Raw genomic sequence first — 25,446 nt, 5'->3', positions numbered from 1 at the left:
CTCACGCCCCGATGACCTGCTGGAACTTCGACTCGTACTCCTTCTCCTGCTTCTCGTCCAGGGCCATGAACACCTTGGACTTCGACAGGAGGGCCTCGTCCGGGAAGATCAGCGGGTTGGCCGCCAGCTCGGGGTCGATCTTCTCCATCTCGGCCTGCGCGCCCTTGACCGGGCAGATGTAGTTCACGTACGCGGCGAGCTGCGCCGCGACGGCCGGCTCGTAGTAGTAGTTGATCAGCGCCTCGGCGTTGGCCTTGTGGGTGGCCTTGTTCGGCACCATCATGTTGTCGCTGAAGAGCATCACGCCGGAGTCGGGCGAGACGAATTTGATCTTCTCGTCCTCGCCGGTGAGCTGGATGACGTCGCCGGACCAGCCGATGCAGGCGGCGATGTCGCCCTTGGCCAGGTCCGGGGCGTAGTCGTTGCCGGTGAACTTGCGGATCTGCCCGGAGTCGACGGCCTTCTTGAGCTTGTTGAGCGCGTCGTCGAACTGGGCCGACGTGAAGTTGGCCGGGTCGTGCCCGTTGGACTGCATCAGCAGACCCATGGTGTCCCGCATCTCGGACAGGGCGGTCACCTTGCCCTTCAGGTCGGGACGGGTCAGCAGCTCGTCGACGGTGCGGAGCTCCTTGGTGACGTTGCCGTTGTAAGCGAGGCCGGCCAGGCCGGACTGCCACGGGACGGCGATCCGGTTCTCCGGGTCGAAGGACCGGTTGATCAGCGACGGCAGCAGGTTGGCCGCCACGTTCGGGATCTTCGCCGGGTCGAGTTTCTGGATCCAGCCGAGCCGGATCATCCGGGCGGCCATCCAGTCGGTGAGGACGATGATGTCCCGGTCGGTGCTCTGGCAGCTGGCGAGCTGGTTCTGCACCTTGCCGAAGAACTCGTTGTTGTCGTTGATGTCCTCGGTGTAGGTGACCTGGATGCCGGTCTTCTGCACGAACGCGTCGAGGCTGGGCCGCTTCGACTCGTCCTTCTCGTCCACGTCCATGTACTGCGGCCAGTTGGCGAAGGCCAGCTTCTTCTCCGTCGCGGAGAGGTCCTCGCTCTTGCAGCCCGCCTCGGTCTGGGTCGCGGCCTTGGTGCCGCAGCCGGCGAGCGCGCCGCCCGCGGCGAGCAGGGCGGCCGAGGAGAGCGTGCCGGTGAGCAGTCCGCGCCGGGTGAGGCGGTTGAGGGGAGTTCGCATGTGACGACTCCTAGGGGGTCGTCCGTCGGCGACGGGACGGGGGTGACGCCGGCGGGAGGGGTCAGGTGCCTGGGACGACTGATCCTGACATGAGGTGACCGACCCCACAAGGGATTCCGTTGCGGGATTAGCTATGGACGACGAAATACGCCACACTGCCCGTTGGCACTAGGCTCACCCGGGGAAACGGACATGGGGAGTGGTCGATGACGAACCGGCAGCAGGAGAACGGCAGCGGCGGACGCCGTCTCACCGTCCGTGAGGGCGCCAGTCACGCTCTGCTCGACGACGTCGCGAAGCAGATCATCGAACAGCTCCAGGAGGACGGCCGCCGGCCGTACGCGACGATCGGCAAGGCGGTCGGGCTCTCCGAGGCGGCGGTGCGGCAGCGGGTGCAGCGGCTGCTCGACGCCGGGGTGATGCAGATCGTCGCGGTCACCGACCCGCTCCAGCTCGGCTTCCCCCGGCAGGCCATGATCGGCCTGCGTACCGACGGGGACCTGGAGGCGGTGGCCGACCGGCTCGCCGAGTTCGAGGAGATCGACTACGTGGTGATCACCGCCGGCTCGTTCGACCTGCTCGCCGAGGTGGTCTGCCGCAACGACGCCCACCTGCTGGAGATCCTGCAGAAGCTGCGCGCCGTCCCCGGGGTGCTGGCCACCGAGGCGTTCGTCTACCTCAAGCTCCGCAAGCAGACCTACAGCTGGGGTACGGCCTGATTCCCGGCCGTCGACCCGGTGGCGTGGCCCGCCGGATGGCCGCGACCACGCCCCGATCGTTTGTTGCGTGTCAGAAGAGCTGGACGAAGCAGCCCACGGGGACGGCCAGCGAGAGCACCGCCACCGACACGGTCAGGAAGGGCTTGGAAAGGCGCATCAGAATCCTCCGTGCGGTAGTCGACGAACTCAGACGGCGTTCCGAATGAGCCATTCGTCGGAGTTGTAGGTGTCCTTCGCCGGGTCCGGCACCGAGGTCGCCTGCTCCTCGACCATGTCCTCTGGGCGGATCCGCTCCGGGAGCTTGCCGAACCGGGCCTTGCGTACCGCTGCTGTGCGGTCGGTGCCGGCCTGCGTGGGTCGCATCGCTTCGCCTCCTCGGCGGTTGGTGCGGCTCTCCCTCGGGGGATTGCCCAAGTGGAGGTGTGGCAGATACGAGCATATGCTCGTATCTGCCGAGCCGCCAGGACGGCACATCCGCGCTCCCGGCGGGCCGGACGATGAACAAGAAGGGGGTCGACATGGGGACGGAACTGGACGATCCGTGCAACTGCCTCGCGCTACGCAAGGCGGCGCGGTACCTCACCGCGACCTACGACAAGGCCCTCAGCCCGGTCGGCCTGCGCGCGACGCAGTTCTCCATCCTGCAGAAGCTCCGCGCTCAGGGCGAGATGACGATCACCAGTCTCGCCGAGCAGACCTGCACGGACCGCACGACGATGGCCACGAACCTCAAGCCGCTCGCCCGGGAGGGCCTGGTCACCGTCGAGCCCTCGGCAGCCGACCGCCGGGCCCGGATCATCGCTATCACCCCGGACGGCCTGGCGCGCATCGAGGCGGCGCTACCGCTCTGGCGAGCCACCCAAGCCCGCTTCGAGGAGAAGTTCGGCGCCGACGAGGCGACCCGGCTGCGCGCGTCGCTCGGGGCCGTCCTCGACACCGGCCTCCAGCCCTGGGCCGAGTGAGCCTCGCCTCCTTTGCCCACCTTTCGTCCACCGCGCGACGACGCCCCCGCAGCCCCGGGTTGGCAGGTCGGCGGCCGTGCGGAATCCATTGCGTGTTCGCCATACTGGCGCTGAATCCGTCGCTGTAGAGCATCTGGACCACCGATAGCACTTGCCTTTGCGGGGAAGGCTGTGCGATAACCGTGGGCAGAGCGGCCGGCGTCACCCCTTGGACCGGCCCGAGACGCGATGGGGCTGACATGGCCAACGCCACCGACCACCTCTGGATGCACTTCACCCGGATGGCCAGCTACTCCGCCGGCGAGGTCCCGACCATCGTGCGCGGCGAGGGCGCGTACGTCTGGGACGCGCAGGGCCGCCGCTACCTGGACGGACTCGCCGGGCTCTTCGTCGTCAACGCCGGTCACGGGCGTACCGAGCTGGCCGAGGCGGCAGCCAAGCAGGCCGGCGAGCTGGCCTACTTCCCGCTCTGGTCGTACGCGCACCCGAAGGCCGTCGAGCTGGCCGAGAAGATCGCCTCGCTGACCCCCGGCGACCTGAACCGGGTCTTCTTCACCACCGGCGGCTCGGAGGCCGTCGAGGCGGCGTGGAAGCTGGCCCGGGCGTACTTCAAGCGCACCGGCCAGCCCAACAAGCACAAGGTGGTCAGCCGGTACATCGCGTACCACGGCACCTCGATGGGGGCGCTGTCGATCACCGGCCTGCCCGGCATCAAGAGCGACTTCGAGCCGCTGGTGCCCGGCGGCATCAAGGTGCCGAACACCAACTTCTACCGCGCCCCCGAGCACGGCGACTCGCCCGAGGCGTTCGGCCGCTGGGCCGCCGAGGAGATCCGCCGCGCCATCGAGCGCGAGGGGCCGGACACCGTGGCCGCGGTCTTCCTGGAGCCGGTGCAGAACTCCGGCGGCTGCTTCCCGCCGCCGCCCGGCTACTTCGAGCGGGTCCGGCAGATCTGCGACGAGTACGACGTGCTGCTCGTCTCCGACGAGGTGATCTGCTCATGGGGCCGGCTCGGCGAGTACTTCGGCGCGGTCCGCTACGGCTACCAGCCCGACATCATCACCACCGCCAAGGGCATCACCTCCGGGTACGCCCCGCTCGGTGCGATGATCGCCAGCGAGCGGCTGATGGAGCCGTTCCTCACCGAGACGGGGATGTTCGCCCACGGGGTGACCTTCGGCGGCCACCCGGTCTCCTGCGCGGTGGCCCTGGCCAACCTGGAGGTCTTCGCCCGCGAGGACCTGGTCGGCCACGTCCGGGCCAACGAGGGCGCCTTCCGGTCCACCCTGGAGAAGCTGCACGACCTGCCGATCGTCGGCGACGTCCGGGGCGACGGCTACTTCTACGGCATCGAGCTGGTCAAGGACAAGGCGACCCGGGAGACCTTCGACGAGGCCGAGTCGGAGCGGCTGCTGCGCGGCTTCCTCTCCACCGCGCTCTTCCAGGCCGGGCTCTACTGCCGGGCCGACGACCGGGGCGACCCCGTCGTGCAGCTCGCCCCGCCGCTGATCGCCGACCAGCAGCAGTTCGACGAGATCGAGCAGATTCTGCGCGCCGTGCTGACCGAGGCATGGAACCGGCTCTGAGCGGCGGGCCCGGTGCGGGTGGGGCCGGTTCCCGGGAGACCGGGAGCCGGCCCCACCCGGCTCCGGCGCAGGGCCGGACCACGGGCGCCGAGGCACCGGCCGGCGGCGGGACCGTCGGCGGCACCGACCGGACCCGGGTACGCCGGCTGCCGGAGCTCGCCGTCCGCGACCGGGCCACCCTGCACGCCGTCCTCGACGCCGGGCGGGTCGGTCACCTCGCCATCGCCGACGGGCGTCAGCCCTACGCGCTGCCGGTCGCGTACGTCCGCGACGGCGACCGGGTGCTGCTGCACGGCTCCACCGGCAGCCGGCTCTTCCGGCACCTGGCGGCCGGCGCGCCGGCCTGCCTGACCGTGACCCTGCTCGACGGCCTGGTGCTGGCCCGCAGCGCCTTCGCGTCCTCGATGAACTACCGGGGCGCGATGGTGCTCGGCGAGCTGGCCGTGCTGCACGGCGACGACAAGCTGGCCGCCCTGGAACGCCTCACCGAGCACCTGCTGCCCGGCCGCTGGGCGACGATCCGGCCGCCGTCGGCGAAGGAACTGGCCGCCACCCTGGTGCTGGCCCTGCCGCTGGACGAGTGCTCGGTGAAGATCAGCGCCGGACCGCCCGACGACGACGCCGACGACCTGGACCGGCCGGTCTGGGCCGGGGTGGTGCCGGTGGTCGAGACGCTCGGCACTCCGCAGCCCGATCCGCGGCTGCGCGTCGACCTGCCCCCGCCGGAGTGGTGATGCGCTACCAGGAGCTGTCGTACTGGCTGTCCAGCGTGGACGAGCCGCTCACCCCGCGTCCCGCGCTGCCCGGCGACGCCGATGCCGACGTGGTGATCGTCGGGGCCGGCTACACCGGGCTGTGGACGGCGTATTACCTCGCGCTCGCCGACCCGACGCTGCGGATCACCGTGCTGGAGTCCGAGATCGCCGGGTACGGCGCCTCGGGGCGCAACGGCGGCTGGTGCTCGGCGCTCTTCCCGACCTCGCTGCCCGCGCTGGCCCGCCGGTACGGCCGGGACCGGGCGCTGGCCATGCAGCGAGCGATGCAGGAGACCGTCCGCGAGGTCGGCCGGGTGGCGGCCGCCGAGGGCATCGACTGCGACTGGCAGCAGGGCGGGACGGTGGTGCTGGCCCGCAGTGAGGTCCAGCTCGGCCGGGCCCGGGCCGAGGTGGCCACGGCCCGTGAGCACGGGCTCGACCCCGACGACCTGGTGCTGCTCGACGCCGCCGAGGCGGCGCAGCGGTGCGCCGCCGAGGGGGTGCGCGGCGGGACGTACACCCCGCACTGCGCGGTGGTGCACCCGGCGAAGCTGGTGCGGGGGCTGGCCCGGGCGGTGCAACGGCGGGGCGTCACGATCCACGAGCGGACTCCGGTCACCGCGATCCGGGCCGGCGCGGCGGTGACCCCGCACGGCACCGTCCGGGCGCCGGTGGTGGTCCGGGCCACCGAGGGGTACACGCCGGGGCTGCCCGGCCAGCGCCGCGCCCTCGCCCCGGTCTACTCGCTGATGGTCGCCACCGAGCCGCTGCCCGAGGAGACATGGGCCCGGATCGGGCTGGCCGAGCGGGAGACGTTCTCCGACCACCGGCACGTCATCATCTACGGCCAGCGCACCGCCGACGGCCGGCTGGCCTTCGGCGGGCGGGGCGCGCCGTACCACTTCGGCTCGCGGGTCTCCCCCGCGTACGACCGGGAGCCCACGGTCTTCCGGGCACTGCGCCGGGTGCTGGGCGAACTCTTCCCCGTCCTCGGGCCGGAGGTGCCGGTCACCCATGCCTGGGGCGGCCCGCTGGGGGTCGCCCGGGACTGGTCGGCCTCGGTGGGACTGGACCGGGCGACGGGCCTCGGCTGGGCGGGCGGCCTCGCGGACCGCCTCGGCCAGGGCCACCAGGTCGTCGGTGGTGGGCGGCGGGGGCTCGAACTCGCCCTCGTGCCGGACCACGTCCCAGCCCCGGGGAGCGGTGAGGCTCCGGGCGTGCGGCTCGCAGAGGTCGTACGTGTGCGGCTCGGCGAAGGCCGCCAGCGGGCCCACCACGGCGGTGGACTCGTTGTAGACATAGGTCAATGTGGCGACCGCTTGCCGGGGGCAGCCGTTACGGGAGCAGCGCCGTGGTGACCTCACGGCGGCAGGGTATCTCCATTACCGGGTCCGGCGCACCGGTTCGCGTTACGACACGCCCGTCACGGTGATCACAATTCCCGGCCGTCCCGCCCCGGCGCGCCAGGAGTGCGGCGCTGCCGCAGGCCGGCCTGGTGCGGGAGCTACCCTGTGCCTCATGACGAGCCCGGAACACCGCCGCCCCGGCTCCGGCCGGCGCACCCACCGCGACCGCCACGGTCGCGGGCTGCGCGGGCGGCTGGTGCCGGCGACCGTCCCGCTGGCCCGCACCAAGGCCGAGGTCTTCGACGACCTGGTGCTGGACACCGTCGAGACGTTGGAGCGGCGGTTCGCCAAGGAGCTGGCTGGCGTCGAGTTCGCCGTCGAGGACGTCCCGCCGGACCTGAACGTCTACGACTCCGACGTGCTGGAGGACGGCGAGGTGCCGCTGGCCCGCCTGCTGCCGGGTCGCCCCGGCCGCCAGGAGGTGCCGCCGCGCATCGTGCTCTACCGCCGGCCGCTGGAGTTCCGCGCCATGGACCGCGAGGACCTCGCCGATCTGGTCCACGACGTGATCATCGAGCAGGTGGCGAACCTGCTCGGAGTCGACCCGGACGAGCTGGCCTGACCCCCCTCGGTCGGGCCGCCCCCGCGGCACCGACCCGGGCGTGAGCCGGGCGGCCCCCACCGCCCCGGCCCCACACGTCAGCTCAGGCGGCCCGCCGCTTGAGCTTGCGCCGCTCCCGCTCGGAGAGCCCACCCCAGATCCCGAACCGCTCGTCGTGACCGAGAGCGTATTCGAGGCATTCCGTCTTGACCTCGCACCGCGAGCAGATCCGCTTCGCCTCGCGGGTCGAGCCGCCCTTCTCGGGAAAGAACGCTTCCGGATCGGTCTGCGAGCAGAGCGCCCGCTCCTGCCACTCCGGCGCGTTTCCGAGCAGGTCGGCCACCTCAAGCTGGCCGTCCATCAGATGCCTCCTTGTCGCGCACCGGCGTCATCGCCGCTGCAACCCCCCACGCGAAAGGCGTGCTTGTCCGTACGGTCCCATTTGTTGCGTTCCGCGCGAACAACCCCATTCAAATTACACGCGTGTAATGCGTGCGCCGTCAAGCTGAACTTGATAATGGAGTCGCCCTCCCGACACCGTGCGAGCGACCACTTCGGTCACCCGGCCTCGCAACCTGCCCTATCGATTCAGACCCCGGACGAGTAACGCCCTCTCCGGCGAGTTGCCCGAGATTTCTGCCGTGGCGTGCCCATCGTGGACACCACCGGGGTACGCCGGCGGAGGCTCCGGTGGACCAGCCCACCAAGATCAGGATCTTGGTGGGGCACAGGTTAACGCGGTTCGGCCGAGGCTGCCCGTCGAGGCGGAAATGCCGACAGCGCCCCGTCCACGATGTGGACGGGGCGCGACGGTTCGGACGCGGTACGGCGATCAGCCCACCCCCGAAGGTGCGCTGCTCGGCCAGACGAATTCGGCAACCGTGCCGCCGGTGACGGAGATCGCGCCGGCGGGCGTCGACTCGTCCCACCAGACGGTATAGAGGCCGGCCGGCAGGTCCGGGTAGACGGCACTGTGGAACACCCCGTCCCGGACCACGCGCTCCCGCACGGCCGAGTGCGTACGCGCCGCGCCGGGCTGGTCGGCCCGGCTGATCTCGATCTCCCGGCCGTGCAGGTCACGCCCGGTGTGGACGATCAGCGCGCCGGTGTCCGCGCCCAGGTCGAGCAGGACGGTGCCGCTCTCCGTCGGCCCGTACCGGTGGTCGTGGGAGTGCATGAGGACGCCTCCGCTCAGGACTTCGCCACCGGCGGGTTGTTGAACCCGTCGTACGGCGTGCCCAGGAAGGGGAAGTTGCCCAGGAAGGGCGCGGTCACGTCGGCGGCGCTCAGCCCCGGGGTGACCGCACCGGCCGCCGCGTCGGGGGTGAAGGCCTTGTCCACCAGCGGGACGGTGACCCCGGCGATGGCCCGCAGTGCGATGCTCACCACGTCGTCGCCGACCCGCCGGCCGTTGGGGAAGCCGGCCAGGTCACCGCCGAGCACGCCGAACCGGTCCGGCTTGGCGCTCGGCTTGATCGCCGTGTTCAGCCGCAGCATGTCGGCCTGCACGTCACCGGTGTTGTTGGTGAAGCCGTCGATCAGCCCGGCCGGGATGCCGGTGAGCAGGATCGCCGCCAGGTCCGCCCGGGGCTTCTTGGTCTTGTTGAGCGCGTCGAGCCGGGGGAAGACCCCGGGGTAGAGCGCCGGCAGCAGAGCGGCCAGCTCCGGCTGCTCGACGAAGCGGGCGAACCGCTTGTCCTCCGTCGGCGGCAGCGTGTTCCACAGGTCCTTCTTGGACATCGGCACGATGACCTCGTTGAACAACGGGTTGCCCAACCGGGACACCTGGGTCCACGGGCCGGTGGCGGTGTCCCCGGCCACCCGGTCACCGAGCACCCGCACCTGCTGCCGGGAGGCCGACGTCCACACCCCGATCACCGAGGCGCGGTCGGCGGCGCCGTACCGGTTGGCCTTGCGGCGCACCCGGCTCAGCGGCACCTGCACCGCGATGCTGTGCACGTTCATCCGGTCCACGGCGTTGACCGGCTCGCCCTCGGTCTTGAACAGCTTCTTGCCGGCCACGTGCAACTGCTGGAACGGCCGCAGCGTACCCAGGTCGAAGATGGCGCCCAGGTCGACGAAGAAGCCGTCCGCGCGCTGCCCGGCGAAGACCCGCTCCCCCGTGGAGAGGCGGTACGTCGCCTGCCGGGCCAGCTGCGCGTAGTTCGGGGTGGAGAGCGGGCCGACGTTGCACGGCGGGCAGGGCAGCTTGTGCGCGAGCACGTGCTCCCGGCCGTCGGCCACCCGGGTCAGCCGGTAGAACTGGCGCCGGTTCCAGTTCTCGCTGTCCAACGAGTCGATCGGGCCGGTGTTGTAGAGAAAGCTGTTCGGATTCGTGATCTCGGTGCTGAATTCGAACCGGTAGGTCACGTCGGGACGGCCGTCACCGTCGTTGTCGATGTGGATCTCGTACCGCACGTCGTCGCCGAACTCGAAGAAGTTCGGTCCGCCGGAGGGGAGCTGCAACGGCACGTAGTTGGCGATCAGCGTCACCGAGTCGGGCCGGTCGGGGCTGACGAACGCGTACAGGTCGGAGCTGTCGGCGACCGGGTCCTTGCTGATCTCGGGTGCTTCGCGGTGAGAGGACATCAGCGCCGCCCGGCGGCGCGCCGCAACCGGTCCGCCAGCCCGCGGTCGCGTACTTCGATCCGGGACGTGCCGACGAAGACGTCCATCGTCCCGGAGGCGGCGTCGCGCAGGTGGACCACGATCGGGTCGTCCTTCGCGCCGGCGGCCGACGGGGCGTTCTGGGCGGCCGACAGGCCCGGCACGGTGAGGGCGGCGGCGCCGAGCGTGGCGCTCGCCGCGGCGGTCAACGTCTGCCGGCGGGTCAGTCGCGGCCAGGGCCGCTTCCGCTCGTCACTCGTCATGGGGCACCTTTCCTCCGGCGGCGCGTACGCGCCCGCGGTGGCTCGCGAGGGGCTGCCGGCGGCGGCCCTCGCCTCAACCGCCGCCGGCGACCAGTGGTACGGCCGGTGCCGGGGAAAGGTTCGACGCTACGCGGAGTGGTGACCGTACGCGGTCGTCCGCTTGCGCGCCGGACGGCCGGCGGCCGCCGCGATGGCCCGCAACTGCTCCTCGGTACGCGCCGAACCGTTGCCGGAGCCGGCCATCCGGGAGATCGTCTCCTCCATCAGCGTGCCGCCCAGGTCGTTGCAGCCGCCCTGGAGCATCGCCACGGTGCCGGCGTCGCCCAGCTTCACCCAGGAGCACTGGATGTTGTCGATCCGGCCGTGCAGCAGCAGCCGGGCCATCGCGTGCACCGCCCGGTTCTCCCGCCAGGTGGGCCCCGGGCGGGCGATGCCGGCCAGGTAGATCGGCGCGTTGGTGTGCACGAACGGCAGCGCCACGAACTCGGTGAACCCGCCGGTGCGGTCCTGCACCCCGGCCAGCACCCGGAAGTGCGCGAGCCACTGCCCGGGGTGGTCCACGTGGCCGTACATCATCGTGGAGCTGGACCGGATGCCCAGCTCGTGGGCCGTGGCGACCACGTCGACCCAGGCGGCGGCCGGCAGTTTGCCCTTGGTGAGCACCCACCGCACGTCGTCGTCGAGAATCTCCGCGGCGGTGCCCGGGATGGTGTCCAGCCCGGCCTCGCGCAGCCGGGTCAGCCACTCCTTCACCGGCACGCCGGCCTTGGCGGCGGCGGTGACGATCTCCATCGGGGAGAAGGCGTGCACGTGCATCCCCGGCACCCGCGCCTTGATCGCCCGGACCAGGTCGGCGTAGCCGGTCACCGGCATCTTCGGGTCGATCCCGCCCTGGAGACAGACCTCGGTGGCCCCGGCCGCCCAGGCCTCCTCGGCCCGGTCGGCGACCTGCTCCACCGAGAGCCGGAACGCGTCGGCGTCCCGTTCCCGCTGGGCGAAGGCGCAGAATCGACAGCCCACGTAGCAGACGTTGCTGAAGTTGATGTTGCGGTTGACCACGTAGGTGACGTCGTCGCCGACGGTGTCGCGCCGGACGTCGTCGGCCAGCCGGCACAGCTCGTCCAGCGCCGGGCCGTCCGCGCCGAAGAGCGCCAGCGCCAGGTCGGCGTGCCGGGGCTCGAGCAGCGCCGCCGGGTCGTCGGCGGCCAGTCGCAACCCGGCGCGTACGTCGGCGTCACCGCCACCGCCGGTGGCCCCCGCGCTCACCTTGCCGGCGACGGCGGACCAGTCGCCGTAGACGCTGTCGAAGTCGCCGCGCCGGTCCTCGGTACGCCCGGTGGTGTCGATGGTGACGTGCAGGTCGGTCCGCCCGCCGTACGTCTCGTCGGGCTCCTGCCAGGGCCGCCCGACCGGCCGGGCGGACTCGACGGCGAGCCCGGTCTCCGGGTCGGCCAGCGCGCCGACGTGCGGCAGCAGCCGGTGGTCCAGCCAGGGGTCGCCGGCCCGGACGTACTCGGGGTAGACGGTCAGCCGCTCGCGCAGGGTGAAGCCGGACTTCTCGGTGTGCCGGGCCAGTTCGTCGAGCTGCGGCCAGGGCCGCTCCGGATTGACGTGGTCCGGGGTCAGCGGCGACACCCCGCCCCAGTCGTCGATGCCGGCGCGCAGCAGCAGGTCGTACTCGCCCTCGATCAGGTTCGGCGGGGCCTGGATGCGGGCCTTCGGGCCGAGCAGCAGCCGGGTCACCGCCACGGTGGCAGCCAGGTCGTGCAGCTGCGCGTCGGGCATGCCGCGCATGGCGGTGTCCGGCTTGGCGCGGAAGTTCTGCACGATCACCTCCTGGAGGTGGCCGTACTCCCGCTGCGCCCGGCGGATCGCGAAGACGGCGTCGACCCGCTCGGCCGGGGTCTCGCCGATGCCGATCAGGATGCCGGTGGTGAACGGCACCCCGATCCGGCCGGCGTCGTCGAGCACGCGGAGCCGCACCGCGGGTTCCTTGTCCGGGGAGCCGAAGTGCGGGCCGCCCGGCTCCGACCAGAGCCGGGTGGCGGTGGTCTCCAGCATCATCCCCATGCTCGGCGCGACCGGCTTGAGCCGTTGCAGCTCCGACCAGGACAGCACGCCCGGGTTGAGGTGGGGCAGCAGGCCGGTCTCCTCCAGCACCGCCACGGCGCAGGCGCGCAGATAGTCCAGGGTGGAGTCGTACCCGCGCTCGTCCAGCCACTGGCGGGCCGCCGGCCAGCGCTCCTCCGGCCGGTCACCGAGGGTGAAGAGGGCCTCCTTGCAGCCCAGCGCCGCGCCCTGCCGGGCGATCGCCAGCACCTCGTCCTGCTCCAGGAAGGCGGCCGGCAGTCGGTGCGGCACCGTCGCGAAGGTGCAGTAGTGGCAGCGGTCCCGGCAGAGCCGGGTCAGCGGAATGAAGACCTTCTTGGAGTACGTCACCACGCCCGGCCGGCCGGCGTCGCGCAGCCCCGCGTCCCGGATCTCCCCGGCGACGCGGAGCAGCTCGTCGAGCTCGGCTCCCCGGGCCGCCAGCAGTGCGGTCGCCTCCGCGACGTCCAGTGCGCGGCCGGTGGCCGCCCGGCGCAGCGCGCGCTGCACGCTCGCCTCGGTCGGAGCGGGATCGGTGCGGTCAGCCATCCGCTCAGCCTATGTGCTGGGCCGGACGGCCGGACGGGCACGAAGGACGGTGTGAGAACGATCCCGGCCGCACCCGGCCACGCGGCGTCACCGTGGCGTGACACCTCAGCGCCGTCGTGCTGCCGCTGAGGTGTCACCCCCACACCGGTGCGGCTCGGATCAGCGCGGGGTGTTCGGGTCGTCCCGGTGGAAGCGCTGGGTCCGGTCGGCGTCCTCACCGCCGGGCGACGCCGCCGGTCCGGCCGCCTCGCCCGGCTGGCGCGGAATGGTCTGGGTCGGGTCGGCCGACGGCGGCTGCCCGAACGGCGGCGCCGTGTTCGGGCCCGCGAACGGCGGCGCGGGCTGGCCGGCCGCACCGAACGGCGGGGCGGACTGCCCAGCGGTGCCGAACGGCGGGGCCGAGGAGGGGGCCGGCTGGCCGTACTGGCCGGCGGACGGGTAACCCGCGGGCGGGTGGCCACCGGGCTGGCCGGCCGGCGGGAAACCGGTGCCGGGGTGACCGCCGGGCTGCCCCGGGGGCGGGTAACCGGCGAACGGGTAGCCGCCCTGGCCGGACTGCTGCGGCCAGCCGGGCTGTGGCTGGCCGTACACGCCGGGCTGCGGCTTGGGGCGGGGGACGTAGTAGAACGTCCGCCAGATCCGGTAGACCACGAACGCGGCGACGGCGAAGACCGCGGACCAGGCGGCCCGAGTCAGCAGCCCGAGCAGGCCGTCCAGCACCTCCGCCTCGGCCAGCCGGCCGACCAGCCAGATCAGGAAGGTCAGCGTGCCGAAGAGCGCGCCGAAGGCGTACTCGCCGACGGCGACCTGGGTGATCTGCTTGGCCCGCCCGACGACCGGCGACACGTGCGTGGCGAGCAGGACGGCCAGCAGCGGCAGGACCGTCGCCTCGATGCCGACGAAGGTGAAGAAGGTGCTGCCCGCCCGGCCCGAGAAGGTGCTGTACTCGGAGGTCGGCGCGAGCAGCCGGATCAGTCCGACGAAGAGCAGCACGGCGTTCGCGCCGAGCAGCACGAGCGCGGCCAGTTCGCGCAGTGGCCTGGTGAGCTGGCGGGCCTGCGTCGCGTCGTTCGGCGCCGGCTCGGCGGGGCTGGTCACGAGTTCTCCCTCGGGCGAAACGGACAGATGCCGACGTGAGCCTAGTCTCCCGGGCCACCGACGGACCGCAGGCGTCGCGTACGCGAGGATGGACGTCATGCGCATCGTGGTTCTGACCGGCGGAATCGGGGGCGCCCGATTCCTGCTCGGCGTCCGGTCGTACGCCCGTGAGGTGGGCGCCGAGGTGACCGCCGTGGTGAACGTCGGCGACGACCTGCTCCTGCACGGGCTCAAGGTCTGCCCCGACCTGGACAGCGTCATGTACACGCTGGGCGGCGGCGCCGACCCGGAACGCGGCTGGGGACGCGTCGGCGAGACCTGGACGGTCAAGGCGGAGCTGGCCGCGTACGGCGCGGAGCCGAGCTGGTTCGGGCTGGGTGACAAGGACATCGCCACCCACCTGGTACGGACCACCATGCTCAACGCCGGCTATCCGCTCTCCGCGGTGACCGAGGCGCTGACCAGCCGCTGGCAGCCCGGCGTACGGATGCTGCCGGCCACCGACGACCGCCTGGAGACCCACGTCGTGGTGGACGGCGAGGAGGGGCAGCGGGCGATCCACTTCCAGGAGTGGTGGGTGCGCTACCGGGCGGACATCCCCACCCACCGGTTCGTCTTCGTCGGTGCGGAGAGCGCGAAGCCGGCGCCGGGCGTGCTGGAGGCGATCGCCGGCGCGGACGCCGTGCTGATCGCGCCGAGCAACCCGGTGGTGAGCGTCGCCCCGGTGCTCGCCGTGCCGGGGCTGCGCGACGCGGTGGCCCAGGGTCCGGCCCGGGTGGTCGGGGTCTCCCCGATCATCGGCGGCGCTCCGGTGCGCGGCATGGCCGACCGGTGCCTGTCGGTGCTGGGTGTGGAGTGCAGCGCGGCCGGGGTGGGCCGGCTCTACGGCGGCCGCGGCGAGGGCGGCCTGCTCGACGGCTGGCTGGTCGCGCCGGAGGACGAGGGCACGGTGGTCCCGGGGGTGGCGGTGCGGTCCGCGCCGCTGCGGATGACCGACGAGGCGGCCACCGCGCAGATGGTGCGGGCCGCGTTGGAGCTGGTGTGAAACTGGAGATCCTGCCGGTGCCGGGCATCGGCGACGTGACCGAGGGCGACGACCTGGCGGCGCTGATCGCGACCGCCGCGCCGTGGCTGCGCGACGGCGACGTGCTGGTGGTCACCAGCAAGATCGTCTCCAAGGCGGAGGGCCGGCTGGTCGACGTACCGGTGGACGGGCCGGAACGGGTGGCCGCGCGCGACGAGGTGCTGGCCGCCGAGACCGCGCGGGTGGTGGCCAGCCGGGGCGCCACCCGGATCGTCCAGACCCACCACGGCTTCGTGATGGCCGCCGCCGGGATCGACGCCTCCAACGTCGACCGGAGCCGCCTGGTGCTGCTGCCCAAGGACCCGGACGCCTCCGCGCGGGCGCTGCGCGCCGCCCTGCACGAGCGCTACGGCGTCGACGTGGCGGTGATCGTCAGCGACACCATGGGTCGGCCCTGGCGTAACGGGCTCACCGACGTGGCGCTGGGCGTGGCCGGCATGTCGGCCATCCGGGACCACCGGGGCGAGGTCGACCCGTACGGCAACGAGCTGCACCTGACCCAGATGGCCGTGGTGGACGAGCTGGCCGGCGCCGGCGAACTGATCAAGGGCAAGTGCGACCAGGTGCCGGTCGCGGTGATCCGCGGCTACCTGGGCGCCGGTCGTAGCGACGACGGCGCGGGCGCGTCCGTCCTGGTCCGGGACGCGACGATGGACCTCTTCTCGCTCGGCACCGCCGAGGCGCGGGCGGCCGGCCTGCGCTCCGCCGCGACCCTCGCCGACGACACCGGCCCGGCCCCGGCCGACCCGGCGGCCGTGCAGCGGGCCGTCGCCGCGGTCGCCGACGTGGTCGCGCCCGGCACCGCCTTCACCCACGTCACCGACGACGAGGTACGCGCCGGCCTGGCCGCCACCGTGCCCGGCTGGCCGGCGCGGGCCACCGGGCTGATCCTCGGGGCGGCCCCCACCCCCGTCGACCGGCCGGACCTGGTGCGTTTCGGCGCCGACCTGCAGCGGCTGCGCACCGCGCTGGCCGCCGAGGGCGTGCCGTCGGCGCTGCTGCCACCACCGGCGGGCAGCACGGCCAGCGCCTGCCTGGCGATCTGACGCCGGGGCCGGGTCAGGCGTCGAGCATGGCCCGGCCCAGCGGGGTCAGGGTGTGCAGCACCGTGTTGCGGTCGCGCTGGCTGACCAGCAGCCCGGCGTTGCGCAGCACGGCGGTGTGCTGGCTGGCGGCCGCCGGCGAGATGTGCAGCCGCCGGGCCACCTCGCCGGTGGTGCAGCCGTCGTCGCTGGCCTCCAGCACGGCGGCCCGGGTCCGGCCGAGCAGCGCGGCGAGCGCCTCCCGACCGACCCCGTCGCGGGTCGGGCCGGCTCCCTCGCCGGGCGCCGGGGCCAGCCCGCCCAGCCGGTCCACCGGATAGACCAGCACCGGGGGCAGCGCCGGGTCGAGCAGCGCCACCGGGGTACGCGCGCAGAAGAACGAGGGCACCAGCAGCAGCCCGCGCCCGTCCAGGTGCAGCTCGCGGCTGTGCGGGTAGTCGTGCACCATCAGCCGGCCGGAATCCCACCGCATCGCGGGGCGCAGGCTGGACAACAGCCCCTCCACGCCGCCGTCGAGCAGGGCCCGGGCCCGGCGGTTGCGGTCCGCCTCCACCGCCGCCTGGATCCGCCCCCAGTACGGCTCCAGCGCCACCGACCGGTACTGCGTCATCGAGTCGGTCAGGAGCTGGAGCACCTCCGGCTCGCCGCGGGCCAGCGCGCCGGCCGAGGAGGGCAGCGAATTCGCCCCCGCCAGCACGGTCAGGTCCCGGTTCAGCAGGTCGATCGGGGTGGCCCGGACGGCCTCCAGCCCCGCCTCGAACCCCGCCACACTCTCGTACGGGGTGAGGAAGTCGGGGAAGTAGCCGCGCGGCGGGTTCAGCGCGAAGAGCAGCCGGAGCTGGTCGGAGGTGACGTCACGGCGCAGCTCGCGGGCGACGCCCCGGCGCCAGTGCGCCATCAGCGGGTCCCGGCTGCGGCCCTGCAGCAGATGCAGACTCAGCACCAGCTCCCAGATCGGGTCGGCCGCCGGGGCCACCCGGGTCCGGAGGATGTCCTCCTGGGAGAAGTGAATCGTCAGCATGGAAGGCTCCCGAGGGCGGGCAGGGGGGTTGCCCACCGACCCTGTGCACTCTACCCGCCCGGCACTTACCTCCACTTTTAAGCCAGAGCTGAAAGACCTCGACGCCCCCGACCACCGGTTGGCATGCTCCTACTGCCCGGTCAGGCGGTGCGAAGGGGTCCACCAGCCACCCGGCCGGGACGCCTGGGGGCGATGGGAGTGCCCGGGAGACACCACGAGGGTCTGCGGCCCTGGTCCGCAGAGGTGTCCCCGGGCGCCCCGCGCCCCGGGCCCGTCAGCCGATCCAGAGTGCGACCCGGTGGTCCTCGTCGGTGACGTAGAAGCAGCTCCCGTCCAGCTCGGCCAGACCCTCCACGTGGTGCAACGGCGCCAGGTCGGCCACCAGCTCCCCGGCGACCAGGTGGTCGTCGGCCGCCGGCGCCCGGCGGAAGCGCACGTGCCGGGAGGTCACCGGACCACCCGCCGGATGGTCGTCCAGCAGCACCGAGCCCTTGCCCAGCGCGTCGATCGAGCCGATGACCGCCGCGTAGCCACCGTCGGCGGTCGGGGCGATCGCGCGGAAGCCGGCCAGCGCGCCCGGCGGCGTCACCCCGGTCAGCGCGTACGCCCGGCCGGCCACCGGCCACAGCCCGCCCTCGGCGAACATCTCCGGCACCCCGGCCAGCTCGACCAGGATCGGCTCACCGGCGGCGGTCACCGGGAAGCGGAGCCCGAGCAGCACCGTGCCGTCCGGGGTGAACGCGGCGGCCTCGACGTTCAGCGGCAGGTCGTCCTCGGCCAGCCGGCTCACCCAGCTCTTCGCCCGGGCGGTGCCCCGGGCCAGCGTCTCGACGATGAACCGGCGGCGGACCCGGTCCCCGGGCGGCAGCGGGGCGAACGGCGCCTTCGCCAGCGCGTCGTTGACCACCCGGTGCACCCGGAACCGGTTGCGCACCACCTGCACCGGCAGGGTCGCCGCCGCCGCGTCGTCCTCCCGGAACCGAGCCACGAACGCCCGGCGCGGGCGCAGCGGACCGGCCTTCGAGCCGAAGTGTGAGCCGAAGACGTACACCCAGCCGTCGTGGTGGGCCAGCGCCTCGCCGTCCTCGGTGCGGCCGTTCTCCGGCCCGGCGTCGGCGGGCACGTGCTGGGCGACCCACTCGCCGTCGGCGCGTTCCAGCAGCAGGGCCAGGCAGCGCTCCACCGGGCCCTCGTCCAGCACCGTCCAGAACCCGCGCCGGGCGCCGTACGCGCGCAGCAGCGCCGGAGAACGGACCGGCAGCAGATCGCTGGCCTCGTTGCCGGCCACGAGGAACTCGACGAGTCGCAGGCTCACCGGGCCAGGGTACGGAGCCGCCGCTCGTAGAGTGTCGGAGTGCCCGACCTTCCCACCCCGACACCCCGCCCCCATCCGACGCCCCGCCCCGGCCCGAGCGGACCGGACGGAGCGGCAGCGCTGCACGCCGACGCGGTGGCGCTGCTACGCGAATGGGCGGCGACCAGCCCCGCCGCCGCCGAGGCGTGCGAGCGCACCCTGGAGCTGCTGGCCGCCGGTCCGGTGGCGATGAGCCGGAGCCACCGGCCCGGGCACGTCACCGCCAGCGCGCTGGTGCTCGACGCCACCGGCGCGCGGGTCCTGCTCTGCCTGCACGGCAAGTTCCGCCGGTGGGTGCAGCTCGGCGGGCACTGCGAGCCGGTCGACCGCACCCTCGCCGGGGCCGCGCTGCGCGAGGCGACCGAGGAGTCCGGGATCGCCGGGCTGGTCGTCGACCCGGTGCCGATCGACGTGGACATCCACCCGGTGGCATGCCAGGGCGGCTCGCTGCACCACGACGTACGCTTCGCGGTCTTCGCCCCACCCGGCGCGGTGGAACGGGTCAGCGACGAGTCCGAGGCGCTGGGCTGGTTCCCGCCGGACCGGCTGCCCGAGCCGCTGGCCGGCGGGACGGTCCAGCTCGTCGCACCCGCCCTGGCCGCGCTGCGCCGCCGCCGCTGACCGGGTCAGCGGCGGCGCGGCGGGTCAGACCAGCCCCTCCTCGCCCCGCTCCTTGAGCTGGTCGACCAGGAGCTTCACGTCCTGGGCGCGCTCGCGCGGGCAGACCAGCACCGCGTCCGGGGTGTCCACCACGATCAGGTCCCGCACCCCGAGCGCGGCCACCAGCCGGCCGGACTGCGCCACCACCACCAGGTCGTCGCAGTCGTGCAGCAGCACGCCCGGCTTGGCGTCGGAGCCCAGCACCACGTTGCCGGCCGGATCGGCGGGGAGCACGTCACCGAGGGTGTGGAAGTCGCCGACGTCGTTCCAGCCGAAGTCGCCGGGGACCGTCGCGACCCTGCCGGCGGTCGCCGCGCCCTCCATCACCGCGTAGTCGACGGAGATCTTCGGCAGCGTCGGCCAGACCGTGCCCAGGATGTCGTCCTGCTCGGGGGTGCCCCAGGCGGCGGCGATGGCGCTCACCCCGGCGTGCAGGGCCGGCTGCTGGCGGGCCAGTTCGGCGAGGAAGACGTCCACCCGCCAGACGAACATGCTGGCGTTCCAGAGGTGCCGCCCCGAACGCAGGTACGCCTCGGCGACCGGCGCGGCCGGCTTCTCCTTGAACTCGGTCACCGGGCGCAGCGGACCGTCGCCGGTCGGCTCGCCGGTCTCCAGATAGCCGTACCCGGTCTCGGCGCGGGTCGGGGTGATGCCCACCGTCATCAGCAGACCCCGCTCGGCGCCGCGTACCGCCGCGCGCACCGTCTCCACCCAGGCCTCCGGGTCACGGATCAGGTGGTCGGCCGCGAAGGAGCCCATCACCGCCTCCGGGTCCCGCTGCGCGATCACCGCGGCGGCCAGCGCGATCGCCGCGCAGGAGTCCCGTGGCGAGGGCTCCACCAGGATGTTCTCCTCGGGCAGCCCGGTGAGCTGCCGGGCCACCGCCGCCGCGTGAGCCGCCCCGGTGACGACCAGGATGCGGTCCGATGTGGTCAGCGGCGCCAACCGGTTCACGGTCGCCTGGAGCAGCGAGGCGCTGGTGCCGGTGAGGGGGTGGAGGAACTTGGGGTGCCCCGCGCGGGACAGCGGCCACAGTCTGGTGCCGCTGCCACCCGCCGGGATGACGGCGTAGAGCATCAGCACATCATGCCCGAACCGGCTCGGGGCGGACGCGGGGTCGTTCCTCCGGTCGTCGCACGCTCAGGACCGCGCCCGGCTCCACGCCGCGATGTGCACCTCGGCGCTGGACCCCCAGGTGAACTCCTTGGCCCGGTCGAAACCGGCCTTGGCCAGGGAGAGCCGGCGCTGCTCGTCGTCGAGGAGCGCGGCCAGGTCGGTGGCGATCTGATCCGGGTCCTCGCTGGTGTAGGCGACCGCGTCGCCCCCGACCTCGGGCAGGGACAGGCGCGGGGTGGTGAGCACCGGGGCCGCGCAGGCCATCGCCTCCAGGATCGGCAGCCCGAACCCCTCGCCGTAGGACGGGTAGGCGGCGACCAGCGCGCCGCCGAGGAAGCCGGGCAGGTCCGCGTAGCGCAGGTAACCCGGGCGCAGCAGGCGCAGGTGCGACGGCACCTCGGCCACCGCGCGGTCGATGTCGTCGTCGTGCCCCTGGCCTCCGGCCACCACCAGCGCCGGCGGGTCGTTCCGGTCGGCCACCGCGCGGGCCCAGCCACGGATCAGGTTGGGTACGTTCTTGCGCGGCTCCTTGGCGCCGAGGAAAGCCACGTAGCTGCTGTTGCCCAGCCCGAGCCGGGCCCGGACCCGGGCCTTCTCCTCCTCGCTCGGGGCGTGGAAGGCCGCGTGGTCGACGCCGTGGTACGCGACATCGATCCGGGTGGGATCGGCGTCGAGCAGCCGGATCAGCTCGTCGCGGGTGGCCTTGCTCGGCACGATCACCCGGTCGGCGCGGCGCAGCGAGGTCTTGATCGCGCTGCGGAAGAACGTCCGCCGGGACTTGTCGTAGTGCTCCGGCTCGGTGAAGAACGTCGCGTCGTGCACGGTGACCGTGACCGGGCAGCCGGCCCGCAGCGGGCAGGTGTAGAAGGGCGAGTGCAGCACCTCCGCCCCGACCTGCTGGGCGAGCAGCGGCAGGCCGGTCTGCTCCCAGGCGAGGCGGGCGGGCCGGTGCGCGACGGCCGCCGGGGCGGGAATGACCTCCGCGCCGGGCAGCATCCGGGTGTAGCGCTCCAGGTCGGTGCGGAGGCTGACCACGACCAGGTCCACCCCCGTACCGCACACGGTGCCGAGGGCGCCGAGGAGGCCGTCGACGTATCTACCGACGCCGCCACGGTCGGCGGGGACACTCGTGGCGTCGATGAGCACGCGGGGCGGGCGACCGGCGGTCACGGGGCGACTCCTTGAACTGGCGGGTCTGTGGGGAACAACACTCCGGGCAAGCCTACGCCGGAGCCCGGTCCGGACGCTGACTGCGACCCGACGGTACGCCGACTTGTCATCGACATCGAGTACGGGTCCCGGGGGCGTATCGTTCGCGCCGATGGCCGAGAACATTGCCCGGGTCTTCGCCGACGCGATCGCGACCGACCCCGCCCGCCCCCTGCTGACCTGGTACGACGACGCCACCGGCGAGCGCACCGAACTGTCCGGTGCCACCTTGGCGAACTGGGTCGCCAAGACCGCCAACCTGCTCGTCGACGAGCTGGCCCTCTCCCCCGGCGACGCGGCCGGGGTGCTGCTCCCGCCGCACTGGCAGACCGCCGCGGTGCTGCTGGGTTGCTGGTCGGCCGGGTTGACGGTGGCCGACACGCCGGGTGACGTGGACGTGCTCTTCGCCGCCGCCGACCGGGTGGCCGAGGCGGACGCCTGGCCGGCCGGGGACCGGTACGCCCTCGCGCTCGCCCCGTTCGCGGCCCCGCTGCGCGAGCTGCCGGCCGGTTTCGCCGACTACGTGGTAGAGGTACGCACCCACGGGGACCACTTCACGCCGTACTCCCCGGGTGGCCCGGGGGACGCGGCGCTGCTGGCCCGGGCGGACGCCCGCGCGACGGAGCTGGGCGCCACCCCCGGCGACCGGCTCCTGATCGACGCCGCCCGCCACCCCGACCCGGTCGACTGGCTGCTCGCCCCGCTGCTGCGGCGCGCCAGCGTCGTCCTCTGCGGCAACCTCGACGCCACCCGGCTGGACAGCCGGGTGGCGACCGAGAAGGTGACCCGCACCCTCGCCTGACCCGCCCCGGCGTCAGGCGGGGGTGGGCGTGTCGTGGTCGGTGGTGCGGCGCTGGGCGAAGGCGGCGAAGGCGGTCAGCGACTCGGGGTTGGCCAGGGCGCCCTTGGCGGCGGCCGAGTCCACCGGGGTGCCGGTGAGGATCTTCTTGACCGGCACCTCCAGCTTCTTCGCCGAGAGGGTGCGCGGGACGGCGCGCACCTGGTGGATCTCGTCCGGCACGTGCCGGGGCGACAGGGCGGTCCGCAGCTCCCGGCAGATCTTCTTGCGCAGGGCGTCGTCCAGCTCCAGGCCGTCGGCGAGGACCACGAAGAGCAGCAGCTCCCCCGCGCCGCCCTCGTCGTCCTCCAGGTGCACGACCACCGAGTCGACGACCTCGTCCAGCCCCTCCACCACCGAGTAGAACTCGGCGGTGCCCAGCCGTACGCCGCCCCGGTTGAGGGTGGCGTCGGAGCGGCCGGTGATCACGCAGCCGCCCCGGTCGTTGATGGTGATCCAGTCGCCGTGCCGCCACACCCCGGGGTAGACCTCGAAGTACGCCTCGGAGTAGCGGCGGCCGTCCGGGTCGTTCCAGAAGCCCACCGGCATGCTCGGCATCGGCGCGGTGATCACCAGCTCGCCCAGCTCGCCGATCACCGGGGTGCCGTCGGCGGAGCGGGCCTCCACCTTCGCGCCCAGCGCCCGGCAGGTGATCTCCCCGGCGTGCACCGCGAGCAGCGGCACCCCGCCGACGAAACCGGTGCAGACGTCGGTGCCACCGGAGAGGGACTGCAGCTGCGGGCGCTCGCCGACCGTCTCGTACACCCAGGTGAAGCCCTCGGCGGGCAGCGGCGCGCCGGTCGAGCCGACCCCGCGCAGCGCGGAGAGGTCGGCGATCTCCTTCGGCACCAGGCCCGCCTTGCGGCAGGCCAGCAGGAACGGCGCCGAGGTGCCGAAGTACGTCGTCTGCGTCTCCTCGGCCAGCCGCCAGAGCGCACCCAGGTCGGGGTGGCCCGGGTTGCCGTCGAAGAGCACGATCGCCGCCCCCACCGCCGGGCCGGAGACCAGGAAGTTCCACATCATCCAGCCGGTGGTGGTGAACCAGAAGAACCGGTCGGCCGGGCCCAGGTCGTGGTGCAGGGCGAGCATCTTCAGGTGCTCCAGCAGGATGCCCCCGTGGCCGTGCACGATCGGCTTCGGCAGGCCGGTGGTGCCGGAGGAGTAGAGCACGTACAGCGGGTGGTCGAACGGCACCGGGGCGAAGGTCAGCGGCTCGTCGGTCTCCGCGGCCAGCTCGTCCCAGCCCAGCGCGCCTTCGGGTACGGGGCCCGCCGGGTCGAGGTAGGCGATGCCGACGGTGTGCGCCAGCGAGGGCAGGGCGGCCCGGATCGCGGCGACCTCGCCGCGCCGGTCCACCGGCTTGTCGCCGTACCGGTAGCCGTCCACCGCCACCAGCACCTTCGGCTCGATCTGCTGCCAGCGGTCGGTGACGCTGCGGGTGCCGAACTCGGGCGCGCAGGAGGAGAAGATGGCGCCCAGGCTGCTGGTGGCGAGCAGCAGCACGTACGTCTCGGGGATGTTCGGGGCGTACGCGGCCACCCGGTCCCCGGCGACCACGCCGAGCCGGCGCAGCCCGGCCGCCACCCGGCGGACCTGCTCCCGCAGTTGCGCCGCGGTCAGCGTGACCGGCGCGCGGGTCTGGCCGTGCGCGAGCACCACCGGGTCGTCGTCGGCGCGGCCCGGCATCCGCAGCACGTTCTCGGCGTAGTTGAGCGTCGCCCCGGGGAACCAGCGGGCGCCGGGCATCGCCGGATCGGTGAGGGTCGCCGTCGGCGGGGTGTGGGCGATGACCTCGAAGTGGTCCCAGATCGAGCGCCAGAAGCCGTCCAGGTCCTCGACCGACCACCGCCACAGCTCGTCGTAGTCGGCGAAGTCCAGCCCGCGGTGCTCCCGCAGCCAGCGCAGGTAGTTCCCGATCCGCGACCGCTGGAGTACGTCCGCCGGCGGCGTCCACAGCACGTCACCCACTGCTCCACCCTCCCTCGGGCCCCACACCACGTCGTGCATGGGCCGTGGCGCCATCTTGCCCTACCTCACCGCGTCATTCTCCGCACCCGACGCCGGTGAGGGGGCGTGGCCGGTCCACACGCCGGACCGGCCACCTGTGTGGGTCGGCCGGGCGGGCGCCTCAGCCGGCCCGGTGGGCCTGGATGGCTCGCCGGCGGGCCAGGCGGTGGGCGCGGCGGATCTCGGCCTCCCGGAAGCGGCGCTCGTCGTCCGGGGTCTCCGGCAGCACCGGGCGGACCGGCCGGGGCGCGCCGCCCACGTCGACCCCGACGAAGACCAGGTACGCGGTGGCCACCCGGACCGGCGCGTCCTCGGCGGAGTCCCAGCGCTCGGCGACCACCCGGACGCCCACCTCCATCGAGGTCTGCCCGGTCCAGTTCACCTGGGCGTGCGCGTGCACGAGGTCGCCCACCCGGACCGCCTCAGAGAAGACGATCTCGTCGATGGCGGCGGTGACGGCCGTACCCCCGCTGTGCCGCGCCGCGGCGGCCCCCGCCACGTCGTCGACGAACTTCATCAACACGCCGCCGTGCACCGTCCCGTAGAGGTTCACGTCGACGGCGGTCATGATGCGGCTCAGCGTGACCCGGGAGTACGAGGTCGGCTTGCCCGGCGGGGCGGCGGAGGGGTGCTCGGTCATGGAGGAAACGGTACGGTGCGCGGATGCGACATCTCTGGAGCTTCCTCGCCGGTCTGGTGGTGGCGCCCATCACCTGGGTGCTGCTCACCCTCGGGCAGGACGGGTCGGAACGGACCGTGAACCGCTGGGTGGAGATCGGTACGTACAGCACGCCCAACCTGATCGAGCCGGCCGTCTACCTCGGCGTCGCCGGCATCCTGCTCGGCCTGCTCGGCACCCTGCGCATCTCGCCGCTCGGCCCCGTCGTCGCCGGGCTGTTGCTCATCACCCCGTACATCGGGATGTTCATCGCTCCGTTCACCGTGCTCGACGCAATCCCCGACGGCTGGAAGGTACTCGGGGACCCGCTGCCACTGCACGAGCCGGTGCAGAACGGCACGCTGTTCCTGATCGGTCTGCTGCTGCTGATGGCGGCCTTCAGCGGGCAGCGCTGGCGGCGCTGGCCGGCGGCACCGGCGGCCGGGGCGGAGCTGACCCCGGCCGACGACACACCGTCGGACGACACCTTCCCGCTGGGCGACTGGTCGGCCGGCGGATCGCGGAGCGAGCAGGACACCGCCCCACTCACCCTCGGCTACCCGGATCTGAACACCCCCACCGAGCCGCTGCCCCGGCGCACCGGCACGGAGTCGCCGTGGACCGCGCCGCCCCGCTACGGGGCCGGTGGCACCGAGGACCGCTGACGGTTGCGGGGGGGGGGGGGGGGGGGGGGGG

The 25,446-nt window shown here is 73.2% G+C and carries 24 protein-coding genes and 2 pseudogenes; 11 read left to right on the top strand and 15 right to left on the bottom strand.

The features are described from left to right. Window position 1: 1 nt before the first annotated feature. Complete coding sequence (locus ACSNN7_RS14145) at window positions 2-1,186, bottom strand: polyamine ABC transporter substrate-binding protein (protein ID WP_436681200.1); 1,185 nt, start codon at window positions 1,184-1,186, stop codon at window positions 2-4. 206 nt (window positions 1,187-1,392) lie between these two features. Between ACSNN7_RS14145 and ACSNN7_RS14140 the strand changes: the two genes are divergently transcribed. Beyond that, complete coding sequence (locus ACSNN7_RS14140) at window positions 1,393-1,905, top strand: Lrp/AsnC family transcriptional regulator (protein ID WP_436681199.1); 513 nt, start codon at window positions 1,393-1,395, stop codon at window positions 1,903-1,905. Window positions 1,906-2,091: 186 nt separating this feature from the next. Here ACSNN7_RS14140 and ACSNN7_RS14135 read toward each other — a convergent pair whose 3' ends face one another. Beyond that, window positions 2,092-2,268: a hypothetical protein gene (locus tag ACSNN7_RS14135; protein ID WP_436681198.1), complete on the bottom strand. Its 177-nt coding sequence runs from the start codon at window positions 2,266-2,268 to the stop codon at window positions 2,092-2,094. A gap of 155 nt (window positions 2,269-2,423) precedes the next feature. Here ACSNN7_RS14135 and ACSNN7_RS14130 point away from each other — a divergent pair, with 155 nt between their 5' ends. The 4 genes and pseudogenes from ACSNN7_RS14130 to ACSNN7_RS14115 all read left to right on the top strand — a co-directional run. Further along, window positions 2,424-2,867: a MarR family winged helix-turn-helix transcriptional regulator gene (locus ACSNN7_RS14130; RefSeq protein WP_436681197.1), complete on the top strand. Its 444-nt coding sequence runs from the start codon at window positions 2,424-2,426 to the stop codon at window positions 2,865-2,867. A 239-nt stretch (window positions 2,868-3,106) separates the two neighbouring features. After that, on the top strand, window positions 3,107-4,453 hold the full coding sequence (locus ACSNN7_RS14125) for an aspartate aminotransferase family protein (protein WP_436681196.1): 1,347 nt from the start codon (window positions 3,107-3,109) through the stop codon (window positions 4,451-4,453). Further along, window positions 4,438-5,187 (top strand): pyridoxamine 5'-phosphate oxidase family protein, encoded by a 750-nt coding sequence (locus tag ACSNN7_RS14120; RefSeq protein WP_436681195.1) that lies wholly within the window; start codon window positions 4,438-4,440, stop codon window positions 5,185-5,187. The genes ACSNN7_RS14125 and ACSNN7_RS14120 overlap by 16 nt, the downstream gene beginning before the upstream one ends. After that, a pseudogene (locus ACSNN7_RS14115) lies at window positions 5,187-6,311 on the top strand (NAD(P)/FAD-dependent oxidoreductase); the annotation flags it as partial. The gene ACSNN7_RS14120 and the pseudogene ACSNN7_RS14115, both read left to right, overlap by 1 nt. Here the strand turns inward: ACSNN7_RS14115 and ACSNN7_RS14110 are convergent. After that, window positions 6,204-6,572 (bottom strand): annotated as a pseudogene (locus ACSNN7_RS14110) (DUF3499 domain-containing protein); the annotation flags it as partial. The pseudogenes ACSNN7_RS14115 and ACSNN7_RS14110 sit on opposite strands and share 108 nt — an antisense overlap. A 154-nt stretch (window positions 6,573-6,726) precedes the next feature. Here ACSNN7_RS14110 and ACSNN7_RS14105 point away from each other — a divergent pair. Further along, the gene (locus tag ACSNN7_RS14105) at window positions 6,727-7,176 is read left to right on the top strand and encodes a metallopeptidase family protein (RefSeq protein WP_088963879.1); all 450 of its coding nucleotides are present in this window, start codon (window positions 6,727-6,729) and stop codon (window positions 7,174-7,176) included. Window positions 7,177-7,258: 82 nt separating this feature from the next. Here the strand turns inward: ACSNN7_RS14105 and ACSNN7_RS14100 are convergent, their stop codons facing one another. From ACSNN7_RS14100 to ACSNN7_RS14075, 6 genes are all read right to left on the bottom strand, one after another. Beyond that, window positions 7,259-7,516: a WhiB family transcriptional regulator gene (locus ACSNN7_RS14100; protein WP_007455784.1), complete on the bottom strand. Its 258-nt coding sequence runs from the start codon at window positions 7,514-7,516 to the stop codon at window positions 7,259-7,261. Between the two features lie 471 nt (window positions 7,517-7,987). Then, a complete protein-coding gene (locus tag ACSNN7_RS14095; RefSeq protein ID WP_436681194.1) occupies window positions 7,988-8,332 on the bottom strand; it encodes a phospholipase in 345 nt (114 codons plus the stop codon). Window positions 8,333-8,346: 14 nt separating this feature from the next. After that, on the bottom strand, window positions 8,347-9,744 hold the full coding sequence (locus ACSNN7_RS14090; protein ID WP_436681193.1) for a DUF4331 domain-containing protein: 1,398 nt from the start codon (window positions 9,742-9,744) through the stop codon (window positions 8,347-8,349). Further along, window positions 9,744-10,025 (bottom strand): hypothetical protein, encoded by a 282-nt coding sequence (locus tag ACSNN7_RS14085; protein ID WP_334451701.1) that lies wholly within the window; start codon window positions 10,023-10,025, stop codon window positions 9,744-9,746. Before ACSNN7_RS14085 ends, ACSNN7_RS14090 begins: the two co-directional genes overlap by 1 nt. Before the next feature lie 126 nt (window positions 10,026-10,151). Further along, complete coding sequence (locus ACSNN7_RS14080) at window positions 10,152-12,662, bottom strand: bifunctional FO biosynthesis protein CofGH (RefSeq protein WP_436681192.1); 2,511 nt, start codon at window positions 12,660-12,662, stop codon at window positions 10,152-10,154. Window positions 12,663-12,821: 159 nt separating this feature from the next. Next, window positions 12,822-13,760 (bottom strand): hypothetical protein, encoded by a 939-nt coding sequence (locus tag ACSNN7_RS14075; RefSeq protein WP_436681191.1) that lies wholly within the window; start codon window positions 13,758-13,760, stop codon window positions 12,822-12,824. Window positions 13,761-13,857: 97 nt separating this feature from the next. Between ACSNN7_RS14075 and cofD the strand changes: the two genes are divergently transcribed. Both cofD and ACSNN7_RS14065 read left to right on the top strand, forming a co-directional pair. Continuing rightward, a complete protein-coding gene (cofD, locus tag ACSNN7_RS14070) occupies window positions 13,858-14,805 on the top strand; it encodes a 2-phospho-L-lactate transferase (RefSeq protein ID WP_436681190.1) in 948 nt (315 codons plus the stop codon). Next, window positions 14,802-15,890 carry a coenzyme F420-0:L-glutamate ligase gene (locus ACSNN7_RS14065; RefSeq protein ID WP_436681189.1) on the top strand — a complete coding sequence of 363 codons (1,089 nt, stop codon included), beginning with the start codon at window positions 14,802-14,804 and terminating at the stop codon, window positions 15,888-15,890. The genes cofD and ACSNN7_RS14065 overlap by 4 nt, the downstream gene beginning before the upstream one ends. Before the next feature lie 13 nt (window positions 15,891-15,903). On the opposite strand, the gene ACSNN7_RS14060 is transcribed toward ACSNN7_RS14065, so the two are convergent. Beyond that, window positions 15,904-16,908 carry an ArsR/SmtB family transcription factor gene (locus tag ACSNN7_RS14060; RefSeq protein WP_436681188.1) on the bottom strand — a complete coding sequence of 335 codons (1,005 nt, stop codon included), beginning with the start codon at window positions 16,906-16,908 and terminating at the stop codon, window positions 15,904-15,906. A 274-nt stretch (window positions 16,909-17,182) separates the two neighbouring features. Further along, window positions 17,183-18,223 (bottom strand): hypothetical protein, encoded by a 1,041-nt coding sequence (locus tag ACSNN7_RS14055; RefSeq protein WP_436681187.1) that lies wholly within the window; start codon window positions 18,221-18,223, stop codon window positions 17,183-17,185. A 120-nt stretch (window positions 18,224-18,343) separates the two neighbouring features. On the opposite strand from ACSNN7_RS14055, the gene ACSNN7_RS14050 reads away from it, so the two are divergent. Beyond that, on the top strand, window positions 18,344-18,883 hold the full coding sequence (locus ACSNN7_RS14050) for an NUDIX hydrolase (RefSeq protein ID WP_436681225.1): 540 nt from the start codon (window positions 18,344-18,346) through the stop codon (window positions 18,881-18,883). Between the two features lie 24 nt (window positions 18,884-18,907). On the opposite strand, the gene ACSNN7_RS14045 is transcribed toward ACSNN7_RS14050, so the two are convergent. Together ACSNN7_RS14045 and ACSNN7_RS14040 are read right to left on the bottom strand one after the other, a co-directional pair. Then, window positions 18,908-19,999 carry a mannose-1-phosphate guanylyltransferase gene (locus ACSNN7_RS14045; RefSeq protein ID WP_436681186.1) on the bottom strand — a complete coding sequence of 364 codons (1,092 nt, stop codon included), beginning with the start codon at window positions 19,997-19,999 and terminating at the stop codon, window positions 18,908-18,910. Window positions 20,000-20,062: 63 nt separating this feature from the next. Beyond that, on the bottom strand, window positions 20,063-21,208 hold the full coding sequence (locus tag ACSNN7_RS14040; protein ID WP_436681185.1) for a glycosyltransferase family 4 protein: 1,146 nt from the start codon (window positions 21,206-21,208) through the stop codon (window positions 20,063-20,065). Between the two features lie 151 nt (window positions 21,209-21,359). On the opposite strand from ACSNN7_RS14040, the gene ACSNN7_RS14035 reads away from it, so the two are divergent. Next, window positions 21,360-22,049: a TIGR03089 family protein gene (locus tag ACSNN7_RS14035; RefSeq protein ID WP_436681184.1), complete on the top strand. Its 690-nt coding sequence runs from the start codon at window positions 21,360-21,362 to the stop codon at window positions 22,047-22,049. A 12-nt stretch (window positions 22,050-22,061) separates the two neighbouring features. Here the strand turns inward: ACSNN7_RS14035 and ACSNN7_RS14030 are convergent, their stop codons facing one another. Together ACSNN7_RS14030 and ACSNN7_RS14025 are read right to left on the bottom strand one after the other, a co-directional pair. Then, window positions 22,062-24,053 carry an acetoacetate--CoA ligase gene (locus tag ACSNN7_RS14030; RefSeq protein ID WP_436681183.1) on the bottom strand — a complete coding sequence of 664 codons (1,992 nt, stop codon included), beginning with the start codon at window positions 24,051-24,053 and terminating at the stop codon, window positions 22,062-22,064. 160 nt (window positions 24,054-24,213) lie between these two features. Next, on the bottom strand, window positions 24,214-24,732 hold the full coding sequence (locus ACSNN7_RS14025; RefSeq protein ID WP_436681182.1) for an acyl-CoA thioesterase: 519 nt from the start codon (window positions 24,730-24,732) through the stop codon (window positions 24,214-24,216). A 23-nt stretch (window positions 24,733-24,755) separates the two neighbouring features. Between ACSNN7_RS14025 and ACSNN7_RS14020 the strand changes: the two genes are divergently transcribed. After that, window positions 24,756-25,415: a hypothetical protein gene (locus ACSNN7_RS14020; RefSeq protein ID WP_436681181.1), complete on the top strand. Its 660-nt coding sequence runs from the start codon at window positions 24,756-24,758 to the stop codon at window positions 25,413-25,415. Window positions 25,416-25,446 lie beyond the last annotated feature (31 nt).

Origin of the sequence: Micromonospora sp. URMC 105, assembly GCF_051386295.1 — a bacterium.
GTDB lineage: Bacteria > Actinomycetota > Actinomycetes > Mycobacteriales > Micromonosporaceae > Micromonospora.
Note: the sequence above shows the minus strand (reverse complement) of the source record. Positions and strands in the feature narration are given on the sequence as shown.